The 16,769-nt window shown below is 30.7% G+C and carries 18 protein-coding genes and 1 pseudogene; 14 read left to right on the top strand and 5 right to left on the bottom strand.

Features of this window, described 5'->3' with window-relative positions; genetic code table 11:
• The 14 genes and pseudogenes from AC5YF9_RS06430 (at position 1) to atpC (ending at position 13,022) form a co-directional block, all read left to right on the top strand.
• A complete protein-coding gene (locus AC5YF9_RS06430; protein WP_415303854.1) occupies positions 1 to 1,518 on the top strand; it encodes a secretin GspD/PilQ domain-containing protein in 1,518 nt (505 codons plus the stop codon).
• Position 1,519: 1 nt separating this feature from the next.
• Positions 1,520 to 3,220 (top strand): GspE/PulE family protein, encoded by a 1,701-nt coding sequence (locus tag AC5YF9_RS06425; RefSeq protein WP_415303853.1) that lies wholly within the window; start codon positions 1,520 to 1,522, stop codon positions 3,218 to 3,220.
• On the top strand, positions 3,220 to 4,452 hold the full coding sequence (locus AC5YF9_RS06420; RefSeq protein ID WP_415303852.1) for a type II secretion system F family protein: 1,233 nt from the start codon (positions 3,220 to 3,222) through the stop codon (positions 4,450 to 4,452). The genes AC5YF9_RS06425 and AC5YF9_RS06420 overlap by 1 nt, the downstream gene beginning before the upstream one ends.
• 78 nt (positions 4,453 to 4,530) lie before the next feature.
• Entirely contained in the window at positions 4,531 to 4,968 is a 438-nt protein-coding gene (locus tag AC5YF9_RS06415; protein ID WP_415303851.1) for a pilin, read from the top strand.
• Between the two features lie 19 nt (positions 4,969 to 4,987).
• The gene (locus AC5YF9_RS06410; protein WP_415303850.1) at positions 4,988 to 5,377 is read left to right on the top strand and encodes a type IV pilin protein; all 390 of its coding nucleotides are present in this window, start codon (positions 4,988 to 4,990) and stop codon (positions 5,375 to 5,377) included.
• Positions 5,378 to 5,379: 2 nt separating this feature from the next.
• Positions 5,380 to 5,553 carry a hypothetical protein gene (locus AC5YF9_RS06405; RefSeq protein WP_415303849.1) on the top strand — a complete coding sequence of 58 codons (174 nt, stop codon included), beginning with the start codon at positions 5,380 to 5,382 and terminating at the stop codon, positions 5,551 to 5,553.
• Positions 5,550 to 5,664, top strand: a pseudogene (locus AC5YF9_RS06400) (type IV pilin protein); the annotation flags it as partial. The gene AC5YF9_RS06405 and the pseudogene AC5YF9_RS06400, both read left to right, overlap by 4 nt.
• Positions 5,665 to 5,827: 163 nt before the next feature.
• On the top strand, positions 5,828 to 6,013 hold the full coding sequence (locus tag AC5YF9_RS06395) for a hypothetical protein (RefSeq protein WP_415303848.1): 186 nt from the start codon (positions 5,828 to 5,830) through the stop codon (positions 6,011 to 6,013).
• A 157-nt stretch (positions 6,014 to 6,170) separates the two neighbouring features.
• The gene (gene priA / locus AC5YF9_RS06390; RefSeq protein WP_415303847.1) at positions 6,171 to 8,126 is read left to right on the top strand and encodes a replication restart helicase PriA; all 1,956 of its coding nucleotides are present in this window, start codon (positions 6,171 to 6,173) and stop codon (positions 8,124 to 8,126) included.
• A gap of 110 nt (positions 8,127 to 8,236) precedes the next feature.
• On the top strand, positions 8,237 to 8,794 hold the full coding sequence (atpH, locus tag AC5YF9_RS06385) for an ATP synthase F1 subunit delta (RefSeq protein ID WP_415303846.1): 558 nt from the start codon (positions 8,237 to 8,239) through the stop codon (positions 8,792 to 8,794).
• A complete protein-coding gene (gene atpA, locus AC5YF9_RS06380) occupies positions 8,795 to 10,330 on the top strand; it encodes a F0F1 ATP synthase subunit alpha (protein ID WP_415303845.1) in 1,536 nt (511 codons plus the stop codon).
• Positions 10,331 to 10,333: 3 nt separating this feature from the next.
• Positions 10,334 to 11,209, top strand: coding sequence for a F0F1 ATP synthase subunit gamma (locus AC5YF9_RS06375; RefSeq protein WP_415303844.1), 876 nt, complete (start codon positions 10,334 to 10,336; stop codon positions 11,207 to 11,209).
• 2 nt (positions 11,210 to 11,211) lie between these two features.
• Positions 11,212 to 12,630 carry a F0F1 ATP synthase subunit beta gene (atpD, locus tag AC5YF9_RS06370; protein ID WP_415303843.1) on the top strand — a complete coding sequence of 473 codons (1,419 nt, stop codon included), beginning with the start codon at positions 11,212 to 11,214 and terminating at the stop codon, positions 12,628 to 12,630.
• Positions 12,630 to 13,022, top strand: a complete 393-nt coding sequence (gene atpC, locus AC5YF9_RS06365; RefSeq protein ID WP_415303842.1) for an ATP synthase F1 subunit epsilon — start codon at positions 12,630 to 12,632, stop codon at positions 13,020 to 13,022. The genes atpD and atpC overlap by 1 nt, the downstream gene beginning before the upstream one ends.
• On the opposite strand, the gene AC5YF9_RS06360 is transcribed toward atpC, so the two are convergent.
• From AC5YF9_RS06360 to AC5YF9_RS06340, 5 genes are read right to left on the bottom strand one after another with little or no spacing between them, the layout of a single operon-like run.
• Positions 13,015 to 13,491: an RNA pyrophosphohydrolase gene (locus AC5YF9_RS06360; RefSeq protein ID WP_415303841.1), complete on the bottom strand. Its 477-nt coding sequence runs from the start codon at positions 13,489 to 13,491 to the stop codon at positions 13,015 to 13,017. The two genes, atpC and AC5YF9_RS06360, sit on opposite strands and share 8 nt — an antisense overlap.
• Entirely contained in the window at positions 13,492 to 14,625 is a 1,134-nt protein-coding gene (locus AC5YF9_RS06355) for a S41 family peptidase (protein ID WP_415303840.1), read from the bottom strand.
• A gap of 2 nt (positions 14,626 to 14,627) precedes the next feature.
• Positions 14,628 to 14,978, bottom strand: a complete 351-nt coding sequence (rsfS, locus tag AC5YF9_RS06350; RefSeq protein WP_415303839.1) for a ribosome silencing factor — start codon at positions 14,976 to 14,978, stop codon at positions 14,628 to 14,630.
• 17 nt (positions 14,979 to 14,995) lie between these two features.
• Positions 14,996 to 15,553 carry a nicotinate (nicotinamide) nucleotide adenylyltransferase gene (gene nadD / locus AC5YF9_RS06345; RefSeq protein WP_415303838.1) on the bottom strand — a complete coding sequence of 186 codons (558 nt, stop codon included), beginning with the start codon at positions 15,551 to 15,553 and terminating at the stop codon, positions 14,996 to 14,998.
• A complete protein-coding gene (locus AC5YF9_RS06340; protein ID WP_415303837.1) occupies positions 15,519 to 16,769 on the bottom strand; it encodes a glutamate-5-semialdehyde dehydrogenase in 1,251 nt (416 codons plus the stop codon). The genes nadD and AC5YF9_RS06340 overlap by 35 nt, the downstream gene beginning before the upstream one ends.

The raw sequence follows: 16,769 nt of genomic DNA, 5'->3' as shown, positions 1-16,769 counted from the left end.
ATGAAAAAATATTTAAAAATTTTATTATCATTATTATTTATTGTTTTATTACAGTCTTGTGCAACACCAGGAAAAAAACCAAAGTTAATTCATGGCGATAAGCCTTTAATTGATACAGCTAAAATTATTGTTGATGGCCGTGCAGATATGGACAAGAAAGTTATTGATGGACCTAAGCCGTATGACACAGTTTTACCAAGAGAGGATAAGCGTAAAACAATAACAACTGAAAACGTTAAAAACTATGTCAATATTTCTGATGAGTATACCCACCTTAAACAAGTGATTAATATTAATTTTCAAGGTTTAGATTTTAAATATGTAATGTCATTAATGGCAGATATTGCAGATATAAATATTTTAGTAGGTGATGAAGTAAATGGCACAGTAAATGCTAAAATTCATAATGTGGGTTGGGATATTGCTTTTCAAACTTTATTAGATATGAAAACTTTAGTTGCTGATATTGATGTTGTGAATGGCATAATTAGAGTTCACACTCCTGAAAAATTAGCAGCACAAGAAATGGCAAAATCTGCTAGAGCAGAGGTGTTAAAGAAAAAAATAGCACTAGAAGAATCAGTTGAGCCAATTTTAGCTGAGATATTTAGATTATATTATATTAGCCCGACACAAGCAAAGACGACACTAGAAGCTTTATTTGCAACACAAAGTGCAGAAGGAGCAAACACGATGTCCAATCTTTCAATTACAGTTGAGGATACCACTAGATCAATAATTGTTAGAGGTCATGAGCCTGATCTAGATACTATTGATGCAGTTATAAGGGAAATAGACGTAAAAACTAAACAAGTTTTAATTGAGGCATTCATTGTTGATGCATCATCAACTTTTGCAGAGGAATTAGGGGCTAAACTTAACGCAATGACAAAAGAAGACAAAGCACCTTTCATTCCGTCAGTTGCAAGTGCTGCAGTTTCAAATGTAGCCTTAAAAGCAGCAACAGGAAGTGCAACTACTATGGGCACAGGTGGTTTGGGTGTAATTACAGGTATTGCAGTACGATCACTTAAAGTTCAAATTGAAGCATTAGAGTCGCTGGGTTTAAGTAAAACCCTTTCTCAGCCAAGTGTATTTACCTTAAATAATCAGGAAGCAACTATCACGCAAGGAACTCAGATTGCCTATCAAACGACAGCAGATGGAACAACTACTACTGCATTTAAAGAAGCCGCACTATCATTGACAGTTACACCAAGCATAATAGGAGATGGAAATGTGTTATTGGATATAAAAGTGAATAATGACTCTCCCGTAGAAGTTGCAGGTTCAGATGAACCGGGAATTAAAACCAATTCAATTGTCACAAAACTTTTAGTAAGTGATGGAGATATTGTTGTGATTGGTGGAATTAAAAAAAACACAATCAGCAATGTTAAAAAGAGCACAGTAGGAGCTGGTGAATTGAGAATAATTGGAAATGCAACTAAAGATAAAACTAAAAGTGACGAGCTAGTAGAATTACTAATCTTTATTGCCCCAAGGGTAATTGATTAAAATGAGTAAACTCAAATTAGATTCAACGAGCGAACAAAACATTTTAAATATGTTAATAGAGGGCTCCATCATTTCCTCTGAACAAATATCTAAAATTAATTCAACAAGCGCCGAAATAGGGAAATCAAAACTAGAAACTGCTTTTGAATTAAATTTTGCAGATGAAGATAAGATATTAAAACTTCTATCATCAAGCTATTCTTTACCAATTATAGATTTAAAAAAAACTGTAATAGACCCTAAGATCAAAAAAATTATCGATGCCAGATATATTCAAGATAATTTATTGGTGCCTTTTGAAATGGGAAATGGTGTTTTAAAAATTGCTATAGCAGATGCATCAAAATTGGGTTTAATGAAAAATTTAAAAACAATGACACAAATGGAACCAGAATTATATGCAGCATCCATAAGTGATATTAGTAATTTTGTTGAAAGATTAAATAAAAATAATGTGCAAAAAATATCTGACAAAAACATAAAAGTAGAAAAACTTGAAAAAAATATAAATGAAATTATTGAAGTTGGATCAGAAGTAATTGTTTTTGGAAATAAATTAATTACAGAAGCTATTAATATGGGCGCCAGTGATATTCATATTGAATCTTTTAGAGATAGTGCTCAAACAAGATTTAGAGTAGATGGTATATTAAAAGTAATTGATAAATACTCAAAGTTTTTACATGAAAATTATGACGGGGTTATTGCCAGAATTAAAATAATTAGTAAACTTGATATAGCAGAGCGAAGAGTTCCTCAAGATGGTGCCTCAACATTTAAATCTGAAAATAAAGAAATTGATTTAAGAGTTTCGGTTTTACCAACAAAAAATAAAGAACGTGTTGTTATGCGTATCTTGAATAAAGACGCGGGAGATAAGGCTTTAAATGAACTTGGTTTTGAAGATAAGGATTTAAATAAACTTATTAAAGCCATAAGTTCACCTCAGGGAATGGTATTAGTTACTGGGCCAACAGGTAGTGGTAAGACAACAACTTTATATAGTGTTCTAAAACATATTAACAAACCTGGAATGAATATTTTAACTGCTGAAGATCCTGTTGAATATGAAATGGAAGGAATAGGACAAGTTCAAATAAAAGAATCCATTGGTTATACTTTTGAAGAGGCTTTAAGGTCTTTTTTACGTCAAGACCCAGAAGTAATTCTAGTTGGAGAGATTAGGGATAAAGCAACAGTCGATATTGCATTAAAAGCAGCATTAACTGGGCATTTAGTGTTTAGTACCCTTCACACGAATGATGCTTCAAGCTCAATTACTCGTTTACAAAATATGGGTACACCAAACTACTTAATATCTGCAGCATTAACTCTGATTATGGCTCAACGTTTAGCACGAAAAACTTGTTTAGAATGTAGAGTAATTGATGAAAACATTACCCCCAAACTATTAAATTCAATTGGTTTTTTACCAGAACAATCTGCAAGGGCTAAAATTTATAAGGGCAAAGGCTGTGAAGAGTGTAGTAGTGCTGGCTACAAAGGAAGAATGGGAATTTATGAAATTCTTGAAATTGATAGTGAATTAAAGGCTGGAATTTTATCCAATCTTCAACAAACAGACTTGAATGCTATTGCAAAAAAAAATGGCTTTAGGACCATGCAAGATATGGGGCAGGATATGTTGTTAAGTGGTGATCTTTCTTTTGCTGAGTATGAAAGAGTTTTGCAATCTAATTAATGTTAAATTTTGAATATAAAGGAATATCTCTTGGTAAATACGTTGAAGGTGAAATTGAAGCTTTAAATAATGCGGAAGCGGCCCATAAACTTAAAGAGCAAAAAGTTATTATTACAAGACTAAAGGAAGCTAAAAAAAAGAAAGATCTTACCAAAAAAGAAAAGATGTCATTTAGTTTTGGCACAGGCATAAAACCACAAGAAATTTTAATTTTTTGTAAACAGTTTGCAACTATGCTTAGGGCGGGACTACCAGTATTAAATACTTTGGAAATGTTGGAGGGTCAAACGTCAGGACTTCCTATGAAAAAGATTATCCAAACAATTAAAAAAGATCTAGAATCTGGAAATGCATTATCAAAGTGTTTTGAAAAACATACTAAAATTTTTGATACAGTGGTTGTAAATTTAATAAAAGCAGGTGAGGCTAGTGGTAAGCTTGATACTTTCTTACAAAAAATAGTTATTAATTTAGAAAAAAGAGAAAAAATTAAATCACAAATTAAAAGTGCTTTATTTTACCCAGGTGTTTTATTTTCAGTTGCTATTATCGTTACAGTTTTTATGCTGATGAATGTTGTGCCAACTTTTGTAAATATGTATGAAGGTATGGGTATGGCAGATGATTTACCTACACCAACAGCAGTGATCATGGCCATGAGTGAATTTGTTCGTTCCTCTGGTGGTTTTTTTCTTTTAGTTTTTATTATATCTTTTGTGTTTGGTTTTAAATACCTAGTTAGTAAAAATTATGAATTTAGAAAAAAATGGCATCAAATTACATTAAAGCTTCCAATTTTTGGAAACCTAATACAAAAATCAATTTTAGCAAAAGTATCTTTAGTTTTGGGAAACCTTAACCAAGCAGGTGTAGATTTAATCGAAAGTATAGATATCGCAAAGTCGGTTACAGATAATGTAATTGTAGTAGAGGCTTTAGAAAACATTAAAAAAGGAGTTTTTTCAGGAGAAAGTTTAACTGACTTATTTAATAAGGAAAAAATATTTCCCACAACCTTTAGTCAATTAATATCAGTTGGTGAACAAACGGGTAGTTTGGATGAAATGTTTGGCTCTATTGCAATATACTATGAAGAAGAGTTTGATGTAGCTGTTGCTAACCTTGCAAGCTTAATTGAACCTATAATGATCGTATTTATGGGGATTACTATTGGCGGCCTCATGCTAGCAATGTATGCACCAATTTTCAATGTGGGGGCAATCATTGGGTAGATTACTATCAAAATTTGGTAATTTTTTTAATTTTTATACAAGTTATACTTTTTTTAGATTTTAACAGTAAGGGAAATTATGAAAAAATTAAATAAAGGTTTTACATTAATTGAATTATTGGTTGTTGTTGCGATCATAGGAATTTTAGCAGCAGTAGGTGTTGTTGCTTATAATGGTTATACGGGAGCTGCGAAAGTTTCTGCAACAAAAACAATTCATGCACAAACAGTTAAGTATATTTCAGCGGAGGCACAAAAATGTAGCTTAGGGGAATCAACATTCGTTGGTGGTCAGTCGTGTCCAGCAACACCATCTAAAGCTGTTACTGGTGCAGTAAGCCAATTAAAAGATAAAAATCCATACTCAACTGCTAATGCAGCTGTAAAAAGCTCTTCATCTTATGTGGTGGGTCAGATTAGTTTATCTACAAGTGGAAAAAATGTTGTTGTCAGATCTTGTAATAAAACAGGTTGTGCTACAGCCGACAAACAAGAAGCAACAATACAAGTAGATTAATATAAATAATATTTTTAAAATGAGGCATCATCATAGCCAAGGGTTTACTTTAATTGAACTTTTGGTTGTGGTTGCTATTATTGGAATTCTTTCAGCGGTAGGTGTCGTTTCTTATAGTGGATACAAGGCTTCAGCGGAAAAAAAACAAGCAGAAATTACATTAAACTCAATCTATTTAGCCGAACAAGAATATAAGTCTAATAATGGTGAATATTCTTATAATTCCTCTACCTCAAATATTGTAACAAATTTATTTGATGGAATAGACGACTTATCGGAGCAAGCATATTCCTTTAAAACAACAAATGCTAATACCTTAAGTATTATTGCTACTAAAAAAACTAATTCAAGTTGTACAATTACAATCACTGAGACTAATAAAAAAGCAAATGTAAGTAATAGCTGTTAGCTATGCCTAAATTATTTAAATTTATTTATTATAACATCGCTTTTGGAGTAGCACTTTGGGTAATTTTATTTCTTTATAAAATTAATATTTGGTTAGCAGTTGTTGGCTCAATTATTGTTATCTATTTTTTTATAAAAATTACATCAAAAGTTTTAATATTTATTAATAATCTATGAAAAAAAATGGTTTCACTTTAATAGAACTCCTAATCGTAGTAGCCATCATCGGTATCTTCGCTGCTGTAGGTGTAGTTACTTATAATGGGTATACAAAGAGTGCTAAAGAAAAAACTACTGAAATAAATTTTAGAAACATTAATAAATCACTAATGATTGAATTTATGAAATGTGAACTTGAGAGTGCAAATATAGTTTTTAGTAATCACAGTTGTAGTAATAGTAATGCGCCAGCTACATCTTGATTGGTAGCTTTATTAATACAGGTATGAATATGAGAAATTCTTATTCTACTAAATCATCAGCAATCAGCTCAAATCCTTGTACTCTTGGTACAGTGTCAATAACAACTCCTTCAAAAGGTAATTATTCTCTTAATATATATTCCCCTAAAATTCAAAAAATTACCTCAACAAATATTGGGACTATCTGGACGCCAATTAAAACTAATACTAAATAAACATTGGTTGTAAAAATACTTGGACAAAAATTAATACTAATGCGAATAATAAATAGAAAAGTGCAGGACCGTAAATCCTTCACCCTAATCGAACCATTAGTTGCATAACTTTAAAAAATAACAATACACATATGTAATTTTTTCATAATATGAAATTATGAAAGTTCCGATTCTTATTCCAAATATTTTTAATCATCCATTTACCTATAATTCTGATTTAAAACTTAAAGTAGGTGATTATGTTGTTGTACCATTTGGAAAATCTGAACTGACTGGAGTTGTATGGGATGACTTTGAAAAAAAAACAAATAAAAACTTTGCAATTAAAAAAGTTTTAAGAAAATTGGATGTTCCACCTCTAAAAAAAGATACAATTAAATTCCTAAACTGGTTTTCAGAATACAATATGACGCCTAAAGGTATGGCATTAAAATTATTATTATTAAGTAGTGGTGCTATAGAAAAGTTAGCAATTGAAACTTATGAACCATTTAAAATTGATATTAAACAAAATGAAATAAAACTTTCTAAAGAGCAAAAAGATTCATTAAAAAAAATGAATGTATTAAATCAAAAATTTAGAGTTCATGTTTTACAAGGTACTACCGGGTCAGGCAAAACGATGGTTTATTTTGAGGCTTTAAAAGAGATAATTAATAAGGGTTTTCAAGGGTTAATTCTATTACCAGAAATTGGATTAACAGGACAATTTCAAAATAAATTTATAGAATTTTTTGGATTCAAGCCTGCTGTATGGCACTCAGGTATTACAAAAAAAAATAAAGAAATTATTTGGAGTGGAATAGCAAATGATAAAATTAAAGTTGTAATTGGTGCTCGGTCTTCATTGTTTTTACCTTTTAAAAAACTAGGATTAATTATTATTGATGAAGAACATGATCAATCTTACAAACAAGATGAGGGAGTAACTTACAACGCAAGAGACATGGCAATTTCAAGAGCATCTTTTGAAAATATTCCAATCAATTTAATAACAGCAGTTCCATCTATTGAAACTTATGGTAATATTAAAAAAGGCAAATATAGTTTATCAAAACTTAATCAAAGATATTTAAATGCATCTTTGCCAAAGTACGAAATAATTAATCTAAATAATTCAAAACTTAAATCTCAATCCTGGATATCAAAAGAAATAATTGAAAAAGTAAACTTACATCTTGAAAAAAAAGACCAAGTTTTGTTTTTTTTAAACAGAAGAGGATTTTCTCCTCACGTATTATGTAAAAAATGCTTTACTAGCTATTCATGTCCGAATTGCTCAATAAATTTAGTATATCATAAAAATAAACAAAATTTATTATGCCATTACTGTGGGTATAAAACTTTATTAAATAGAAACTGCTCTAAAGAGGGAAAATGTGATTTTATTTTTAGTGGCCCTGGTGTTGAAAGAATATCGGAAGAGGTTAAAAAAATTTTTCCCACTCAAAAGACAGCTATATTTTCTAGTGACACAATGAACAAAAAAAGCTCTTCAGATATTTTGGAAAAAATTATAAATAATGAAATCCAAATTTTAATTGGGACTCAATTAATTTCTAAAGGATTTCATTTTCCAAGTTTAAATTGTATAGTTGTAGTTGATATTGACTTATCATCACAAGGTCATGACTTAAGGGGTGCAGAAAAAAACTTGCAGTTATATCATCAACTTTCAGGAAGAGCAGGTAGAACAGGAAATCCTGCAACTGTTTATTTTCAAACTTACAATTTAGATACTAAGTTAATTACAGAAATTACAAATAAAGATCCGGATATATTTTTAGACAAAGAACTTGAAATTAGAAGGAAAAATAATCTTCCACCTTTTCAAAGATTTATTGCCTTAATAATTACAGGTAACAATGAAAGAGAACTTGAAAAAGAGGCTTATAAATTTAAAATTTTTATAGAAGGCGCTGTGGATGGTAGAGTTCTTGGACCTGTGAATGCACCTATATTTAGATTAAAAAGACGATTTAGAGTGAGACTTTTGATCAGGGGACGAAAGTCTCTAAAAGTCCAAAATTCACTAGCAAAAGTCATCGAAAAATTCCAATTTCCTATTGGAATGAAACTAACGGTTGATGTTGACCCAATAAACTTCAATTAATAGACAAAAAATAATACTTTTAGACAATGTGTGACTTGAAGAGCTTATGGTCATATGTTAATTAAAACGGAATTTTAATAAATCTTCAATTATTTATAAGGAACAACAAATTGAGCAAAAATAAAGGTTTTTCAGAAACATCAGCTGGCAGGTACTCCCTGGCGCTTTATGAATTAGCCATAGAAGTTAATGTGTTAAGTGAAATTGAAGTACACTCTGCATCAATTATTAATTTAATTGCTTCAAGTGAAGATTTTAAGTCTTTAATCAAAGATCCAACAAATAATAAAGAAGATCAGCTTAATGCTTTAAACAAAATTTCAGAACAATATAAATTAAATGAATTATTAACAAAATTTTTAAGCTTTCTGATATCTAAAAGAAGATTCTTTTATGTGGATAAAATTTTAAAAAGCTTTGTTGAAACATGTTCAATTAAAAGAGGTGAATTAAAAGCAGAATTGATTTCTGCAAAAAATCTTTCTGAAAATGAAATTAACACTATAAAAGAAGAGTTAACTAAAAATTTTAGTTCAAAAATAAAATTAAACTACAAACATGATGCAAGTTTAATTGGGGGTTTGATTGTGCAAGTCGGAAGCATGATGGTGGATACTTCCATTAAAAATAAATTACAACAACTCGAAAATAGGATGATAGAGGCATAAATGGATATAAACCCATCAGAAGTAACAAAGATATTAAAAGAGCAAATTAAAAAATTCGGTGATAAAGCTGAAGTGACTGAAGTTGGTCAAGTTTTATCAGTAGGAGATGGTATTGCTAGAGTATATGGATTAGATAACGTTCAAGCTGGAGAGATGGTAGAATTTTCTGACGGATCAAAAGGAATGGCTCTAAACTTAGAAAGTGAAAATGTTGGAGTTGTAATTTTTGGTGATGATAGAAAAATTAAAGAAGGTGATGTTGTTAAAAGAACTGGAAGCATTGTTGATGCACCTGTTGGAAAAGAATTATTAGGAAGAGTTGTTGATGGGTTGGGAAATCCAATTGATGGTAAAGGTGCCTTAGATAAAACAACAAAAAGAAGTAGAGTTGAAGTAAAAGCTCCAGGAATTATTCCAAGACAATCTGTTAGTGAACCAATGCAAACAGGTTTAAAGTCAATTGATAGTTTAGTTCCAGTTGGAAGAGGACAACGTGAATTAATTATTGGTGACAGACAAACTGGAAAAACTGCAGTTGCTATTGATGCTATCATTAACCAGAAAAAAATAAATGAATCTGGCGATGAGAAGCAAAAACTTTATTGTATCTATGTCGCTATAGGTCAAAAAAGATCTACAGTTAGACAAATTCAAAAAACTTTAGAAGAAGCTGGTGCAATGGAGTATACAACAATTGTTGCTGCTACGGCTTCAGATGCAGCGCCACTTCAGTTCTTGGCACCTTATACAGGCTGTACAATGGGTGAATACTATAGAGATAATGGTATGCATGCATTAATCATTTATGATGATTTATCTAAACAGGCTGTAGCTTATAGACAGATGTCACTTTTATTAAGAAGGCCTCCAGGAAGAGAAGCTTACCCAGGGGATGTATTTTATTTACATAGTAGATTACTTGAAAGAGCTGCGAAGCTTAGTGATGAACATGGCGGGGGATCATTAACTGCTCTTCCAATAATTGAAACGCAAGGTGGAGACGTATCAGCGTTTATTCCAACTAACGTGATTTCAATTACGGATGGACAAATATTTCTTGAAACGGAATTATTTAACCAAGGAATTAGACCAGCGATTAACGTAGGTTTGTCGGTTTCTAGAGTTGGATCTGCAGCACAAACAAAAGCAATGAAAAAAGTTTCTGGTTCAATGAAACTTGAGCTTGCTCAATACAGAGAAATGGCTGCCTTTGCTCAATTTGGATCTGATTTAGATGCATCAACTCAAAAACTTTTAAATAGAGGCTCAAAGTTAACTGAACTTTTAAAACAAAAGCAATATTCACCAATGACAGTTGCGGAACAAGTAATTTCTGTTTTTTGTGGAGTTAAAGGTTATTTAGATGATGTAGAGCTTAATAATATTGCTAATTTTGAATCTAAGATTATAGAAAAATGTAAATCTGAAAAGCCTGAAGTTTTAGAATCTATTTTAAGCTCAGGTAAGCTTGAAGATGATAATGAAAAACTATTAGTTGAAGTAATAATGGAACTTAAGAAAAACTTTAATTCTTAAAATATGGCAACGCTAGACGACTTAAAAAAAAGAATAGCAAGTGTAAAGTCTACACAGAAAATTACCAAAGCCATGAAAATGGTTGCGGCTGCTAAACTTAAAAGAGCACAAGAAAATGCTGAAAAGGGGAGACCTTATTCTGAAAAGATGAATAACATTATTCTTAATTTATCTAGTGGTATTTCTGATAAGGAAAATGCACCTAAGCTCCTTTCTGGAACAGGTGAAGAGAAAGTGCATTTATGTATTGTTTTAACATCTGATCGAGGTTTATGTGGAGGTTTTAATACAAACATTATTAAAAAAGCTAAAGTATATTTTAAAAAAATATCTGATGAAGGAAAAACTTTAAAAATTATAACTGTAGGATCTAAAGGTTATGATCAATTAAAGAGAGTTTACATAGATGATATTGTTGAAAGAGTATCCTTTAAAGATTCAAAAACTATTAATTATTTAGATGCTGAAAAAGTAGGAAAGATGATAATTGAAAATTTTGAAAAAAAAGAATTTGATGTATGTACAATTTTTTATAATAAATTTAAAAATGTAATTACTCAAATACCTCAAGAACAACAAATAATACCTTTAAAAACTCCTGAAGTAGAGAGCAATTCTTATGATGATAATTATGAATTTGAGCCAGATGAGGATGAGATTTTAAGTAACTTATTACCTAAAAACATATCTACACAGATTTTTAAAGCAATGTTAGAGAATTCAGCTAGCGAACAGGGTTCAAGAATGAGCGCAATGGACAGTGCAACTCGAAACGCGGGTGAAATGGTTGACAAGCTTACTATTGAGTATAATAGAAGTCGTCAAGCAGCTATTACAAAAGAACTAATTGAAATCATATCAGGAGCGGAAAGTTTATAATTATGAGCAAAGGAAAAATCACACAGATCATTGGAGCGGTAGTAGACGTAAAATTTGATGGAGAATTACCAGAAATTTTATCAGCATTAGAATGTAAAAATGGAGACAATAGATTAGTTTTAGAAGTTGCTCAACACCTTGGTGAATCAAGTGTTAGAACAATTGCAATGGATGCTACAGAAGGTTTAAAAAGAGGAGATGAAGTAACTGCAACAGGTGTTCCTATTCAAGTTCCAGTTGGACCAGAGACTTTAGGAAGAATTATAAATGTAATAGGTGAGCCTATTGATGAAAAAGGTGAAGTTAAAACAAAAGAAAAGTGGTCAATTCATAGAGCTGCACCAGAATTTAGCGATCAATCAACTGAAACAGAGATTCTTGTAACAGGAATTAAAGTTGTTGATCTATTAGCGCCATATGCCAAAGGTGGAAAAATTGGTCTATTTGGAGGCGCGGGTGTTGGTAAAACAGTACTTATTATGGAATTAATTAATAACGTAGCAAAAGCACATGGTGGATTCTCTGTGTTTGCTGGAGTTGGAGAAAGAACTAGAGAAGGAAATGATCTTTATCATGAAATGATAGATTCAGGAGTTATTAAACCTGAGGGACCAGGATCAAAAGCAGCACTAGTGTACGGGCAAATGAATGAACCCCCAGGGGCTAGAGCAAGAGTTGCCTTAACAGGCTTAACTGTAGCTGAGTATTTTAGAGATCAAGAAGGACAAGATGTACTTTTCTTTGTTGATAATATCTTTAGATTTACTCAAGCAGGTTCAGAAGTTTCTGCGCTATTAGGAAGAATTCCTTCAGCTGTTGGATATCAGCCTACACTTGCAACAGATATGGGTAACCTTCAAGAAAGAATTACAACAACTAATAAAGGATCAATCACATCAGTGCAGGCAATTTATGTACCAGCAGATGACTTAACTGATCCAGCACCTGCTACATCTTTTGCTCACTTAGATGCAACAACAGTATTATCTAGACAGATAGCAGAAATTGGAATTTATCCAGCAGTAGACCCTCTGGATTCTACTTCTAGAATTTTAGATCCAAGAATAGTTGGAGATGAACACTATAGAGTTGCTAGAGAAGTACAAAAAATTCTTCAAACTTACAAATCACTCCAAGATATTATTGCAATTTTAGGAATGGATGAACTTTCTGAAGAAGATAAATTAAAAGTGGCTAGAGCTCGTAAAATACAAAGATTTCTATCGCAACCCTTCTTTGTTGCAGAAGTCTTTACAGGTTCACCTGGAAAATTAGTAGATTTAGAATCTACAATCAAAGGGTTTGCCGCAATATGTAATGGTGAGTACGATCATTTACCTGAAGCTGCATTTTATATGGTGGGTACAATTGAGGAAGCTGTAGAAAAAGCAGAAAAAATGGCGAAAGATGCTGCTGCATAATGAGCGAAGATTTCAAAATAGAAATAGTAAACCCTGAAAAATCTTTTCTTTCAAAAGAAGATGTAACAGAAGTTGTTGTGCCTGCTTTTGAGGGAGAAATGGGAATTTTAAAAGACCATATCTCAATTATTTCATTCTTAAAACCAGGCATTATTAAAATATTTTCTAAATCTGGAGAGGAACATTATTATGTTGAAGATGGAATTGTTGAATTTAAGAATAATAATTTATCAGTACTAACAAGCTCTATCTTTAATATTAAAGATATTGATAAAGATAAAATTAGCGAGATGCTCACGCAAGCAGAAGAACATTCAAAAAATAGTGAAATTACAGATCAAAATAAATATTTAGTAGATCAAAAAATTGATGTGTTAAAAACTCTTAATTAAGAATCTCTTTTACTTTTTTTTTAATATCCTCATACACGTGCAATTTAAAGTCTACAACTAGGTCGGTTATATTTTCAACATCAATCCACTTCCATTCACAAAATTCTGGATTATTAGTTTTAATATCAATTTCACTATCTTGTCCTAAAAATCTCATCACAAACCATTTTTGTTCTTGTCCTCTATATTTCCCTTTCCAAATAATTCCCAATAAATTTTTAGGTAACTCGTAAGAGATTAGTCCATCAAGCTCTTTAATTAGATCTACATTCTTGATGCTGGTTTCTTCTTCTAGTTCTCGATAAGCAGCAGCTAAATAGTCCTCACCCTTATCAACACCACCCTGAGGCATTTGCCAGAAATTTTTTTGATTATCTATTCTTTTTGCAACAAAAACTTTATTTTTTTTATTTAATACAACAATTCCAACCCCACTCCTAAGAGGTAAATCTATATTTTTGTTTGTCATTTATCCGTTGAGTAGTTTTAAAGCAAAGTTTAATTGATTATCTGTTTTAGAATTAAATTTAAAATCATCCAAACCTTCTACTACTTCTATATCAGGTGTTACACCTACTTCAGAAATAGATTTACCTGAAGGTAGATAATATTTTGCAATTGTTAATCTGATAGCACCTCTATTTTTTAAAGGTATTATTGATTGTACAGAACCTTTTCCATAGCTATTTTCCCCAAGTATAATAGCTCTTTTATGATCTTTTAATGCGCCAGCCACTATCTCTGATGCTGATGCTGACCCATAGTTAATAAGTACAATTAATGTTTTGCCATTTGTTAAATCACCTTTTTTAGCAAACCATTTTCTATTCTCTGAAACTTTTCGACTTTTAGTTGATACAATCTCCCCATTTTCTAAAAAGAAGTCTGAAATTTTAATTGCTTGAGAAAGTAATCCACCAGGATTATTTCTTAAATCTAAAATATATCCTTTTAGATTTTTATTTTTATTTAAGTTATTAATTTTTTCTTTAATTTGATGACTACTATTTTCGTTAAAGGAAGTGAGTCTAATGTAGCCAATATTATTGTCCTTAAGTTCAGATTTAACTGATTGCACCTCAATGATTTCTCTTGTTATGTTAAAGATCAGTGATTTTTTGACACCACGCCTTCTAACAGTTATTTCAATGCTCGATCCTACAGGTCCTCTCATTAAATCAACCGCCTCCATTAATGATTTCCCCTGTACCTGTACATTATTAATTTTTACAATATAATCACCAGCTTTTAATCCAGCTTTTGAGGCTGGTGTATTATCAATTGGAGAAATTACTTTCACAACACCTGCCTCCATACCAACTTCAATGCCAAGCCCACCGAATTCACCACTTGTTTCAGTTTGCATGCCCTCGAAACTTTCAGGAGTCATGTAAGCTGAGTAGGGGTCTAAAGATTGTAGCAATCCATTTATTGCAGCATCCATACCCTTAGATTGATCTACTTCATCAACATACTCCTTATTAATTTTTTCAAGTACTTCACCAAATAAGTCTATTTTTTTATATATATCGGAATTTTCAGAAAAACTTTTTTCAAAAACAAATATGGAAATAATAAAAAAAAGAAGGAATCTTTTTATCATATTTATATCATTACTTTTTCTTTAGGAATAAGTTCTGACCATATTTTTTCAAGTTCATAAAATTTTCGTTTATCAGGATTAAATATATGAACAATCAAATCAATGCCATCAACCAATTTCCAGTCTAAACTTTCTTTTCCTTCAATTTTAGAATTTTTAACTCCATTAGCTCTTAGTTTTTCTAATACTTGTTCCGATAAGGCCTGAATATGTCTTGAAGAAGTTCCACTTGCTATGATCATGTAGTCTGCCATAGAACTTTTATTCTTAAGATCTATAGAGATTATGTCTAATGCTTTGTTGGAGTCTAGGGTATCTAATATAATTTTTTTTAGATTTGTATTTTTTTCCATTTATTAATTAAACCTTATCAAACTTTTCTTAATTGAGAAGATGAAATATTAACTTTATTAAAATTAATAAAAGTTAGACCTTTTTTATTTGCCTCAGTAAAGGTTACTGACTTTAATGACTTAGCTCTATACCCTTGACGGTCAAATACTAGAATATTGCATTTTCTTATAATAGATTTCCATTTATACCATTTGTGAAAATTTATGAGATTATCAGCGCCCATAATGAAATAAATTTCATTTTTGTTCTCTTCGTTTAAATGTTCAATTAAATCAACCGTTCTGTTAGAGTCAATTTTTTTTTCATAAAATTTAACTTTAATATAATCATTTTTGCCTATTAATTTTTTTGCAAATTGCATTCTGCTTCTTAAGTTTGATTTACTTTCACTTTTAAATGGATTTTTTTTTGTAATTGCCCAAACAATATTTTTTAACCCAAATCTTTTTTTTGCTTGTTTTGATATTTCTAAATGTCCTTTATGTGCAGGATCAAATGTACCACCTAAAATACCAATTTTTATTTTTTCAGGTTTCAATTTATTTTCTAGTTTGACCGTTGCTAACAATTTCATATTTATAAGAAATAAGTTGACCTAATCCCACGGGTCCTCTTGGAGGAAGAGTGTTAGTTGAGATACCAACCTCTCCACCAAACCCAAACTCTCCACCATCAGCAAATTGTGTTGATGTGTTGTGCATAGCTATAGAGCTTTTAACATTCTTTAAAAACTTTTTAGCAGTCTTTTTATTTTTAGTAATTATAGAATCTGTATGCATAGTTCCATATTTGTTAATATGATTGATTGCTTCTTCACAATTTTTTACAGTCTTTACAGATACCGTCGCTGCCAAGTATTCTGTAGACCAGTCTCTCTCTTTTGCAGAGGAGATTTTACCTTTATAATGTTTATTTAAAAAGAGATCTCCATATATTTTACAATTATTTTCTTCTAGTTTTTTTAAAATAGGATTACAAAATTTCTTAACTATTTTTTCATGAAGTAAAATTGTTTCAGTAGCACCGCAAATACTGGTATTTCTTAATTTAGCATTATAGATAATATTTATAGCCATCTTTAGTTCGGCATCTTTATCAACAAACGTGTGACATAACCCTTCTAAATGTCCAATAATAGGAACGGTTGAAAACTCCTGGACTCTTTTTACTAAATTTTTTCCACCACGTGGTATGAGCACATCAATATAATCTTTCATTTTTGAAAGCATAAAATCAACCATTTTTCTATCTTTAGAATCCACAAATTGAATGAAATTTTCATTAACCTTATTTTCTTTGAGAGCTTTTCGAAATAATTTAGCTAAAATTTTATTGGTGTTTATTGCTTCTGAGCCACCTTTTAAAATTACAGCATTTCCAGACTTAAAACATAAACTAGCAACATTTGAAGTAACATCAGGTCTACTTTCGTATATAACCCCTATAACTCCAATAGGTATAGATACTCTTTTAATTTTTAACCCATTAGGTCTACTCCATTTTTCAAGAGTATTATCAATAGGATCTTTTAGTTTAGTAATTTTATTTATTGAGTTTTTTATATTATCTAATTTTTTATGATCAATAGTCAGTCTATCAATTAAATTATTCTTCAGTCCTTTTTTTAGAGCAAATTTTATATCTTTTGAGTTTGCTCTAATTATAGAATTTCTCTCTTTATCCAATAATAAGGCATACTTTTTTAAAATTTTATTTTTTACTTTAGTATTAATTTTTTCAATAGCTGCTTTTTTTGCATTTTGCCCTATTAAATTCATATATTGACTCAT

This window comes from Candidatus Pelagibacter sp. uisw_098 (assembly GCF_059512505.1).
Note: the sequence above shows the minus strand (reverse complement) of the source record. Positions and strands in the feature narration are given on the sequence as shown.

Bases quoted from the DNA above. Each gene is read 5' to 3' on its own strand.
- AC5YF9_RS06430 (WP_415303854.1), top strand. From the start codon at position 1: ATGAAAAAATATTTAAAAATTTTATTATCATTATTATTTATTGTTTTA.
- AC5YF9_RS06425 (WP_415303853.1), top strand. From the start codon at position 1,520: ATGAGTAAACTCAAATTAGATTCAACGAGCGAACAAAACATTTTAAAT.
- AC5YF9_RS06420 (WP_415303852.1), top strand. From the start codon at position 3,220: ATGTTAAATTTTGAATATAAAGGAATATCTCTTGGTAAATACGTTGAA.
- AC5YF9_RS06415 (WP_415303851.1), top strand. From the start codon at position 4,531: ATGAAAAAATTAAATAAAGGTTTTACATTAATTGAATTATTGGTTGTT.
- AC5YF9_RS06410 (WP_415303850.1), top strand. From the start codon at position 4,988: ATGAGGCATCATCATAGCCAAGGGTTTACTTTAATTGAACTTTTGGTT.
- AC5YF9_RS06405 (WP_415303849.1), top strand. From the start codon at position 5,380: ATGCCTAAATTATTTAAATTTATTTATTATAACATCGCTTTTGGAGTA.
- AC5YF9_RS06395 (WP_415303848.1), top strand. From the start codon at position 5,828: ATGAGAAATTCTTATTCTACTAAATCATCAGCAATCAGCTCAAATCCT.
- priA (WP_415303847.1), top strand. From the start codon at position 6,171: ATGAAAGTTCCGATTCTTATTCCAAATATTTTTAATCATCCATTTACC.
- atpA (WP_415303845.1), top strand. From the start codon at position 8,795: ATGGATATAAACCCATCAGAAGTAACAAAGATATTAAAAGAGCAAATT.
- AC5YF9_RS06375 (WP_415303844.1), top strand. From the start codon at position 10,334: ATGGCAACGCTAGACGACTTAAAAAAAAGAATAGCAAGTGTAAAGTCT.
- atpD (WP_415303843.1), top strand. From the start codon at position 11,212: ATGAGCAAAGGAAAAATCACACAGATCATTGGAGCGGTAGTAGACGTA.
- atpC (WP_415303842.1), top strand. From the start codon at position 12,630: ATGAGCGAAGATTTCAAAATAGAAATAGTAAACCCTGAAAAATCTTTT.
- AC5YF9_RS06360 (WP_415303841.1), bottom strand. From the start codon at position 13,491: ATGACAAACAAAAATATAGATTTACCTCTTAGGAGTGGGGTTGGAATT.
- AC5YF9_RS06355 (WP_415303840.1), bottom strand. From the start codon at position 14,625: ATGATAAAAAGATTCCTTCTTTTTTTTATTATTTCCATATTTGTTTTT.
- rsfS (WP_415303839.1), bottom strand. From the start codon at position 14,978: ATGGAAAAAAATACAAATCTAAAAAAAATTATATTAGATACCCTAGAC.
- nadD (WP_415303838.1), bottom strand. From the start codon at position 15,553: ATGAAATTGTTAGCAACGGTCAAACTAGAAAATAAATTGAAACCTGAA.
- AC5YF9_RS06340 (WP_415303837.1), bottom strand. From the start codon at position 16,769: ATGAGTCAATATATGAATTTAATAGGGCAAAATGCAAAAAAAGCAGCT.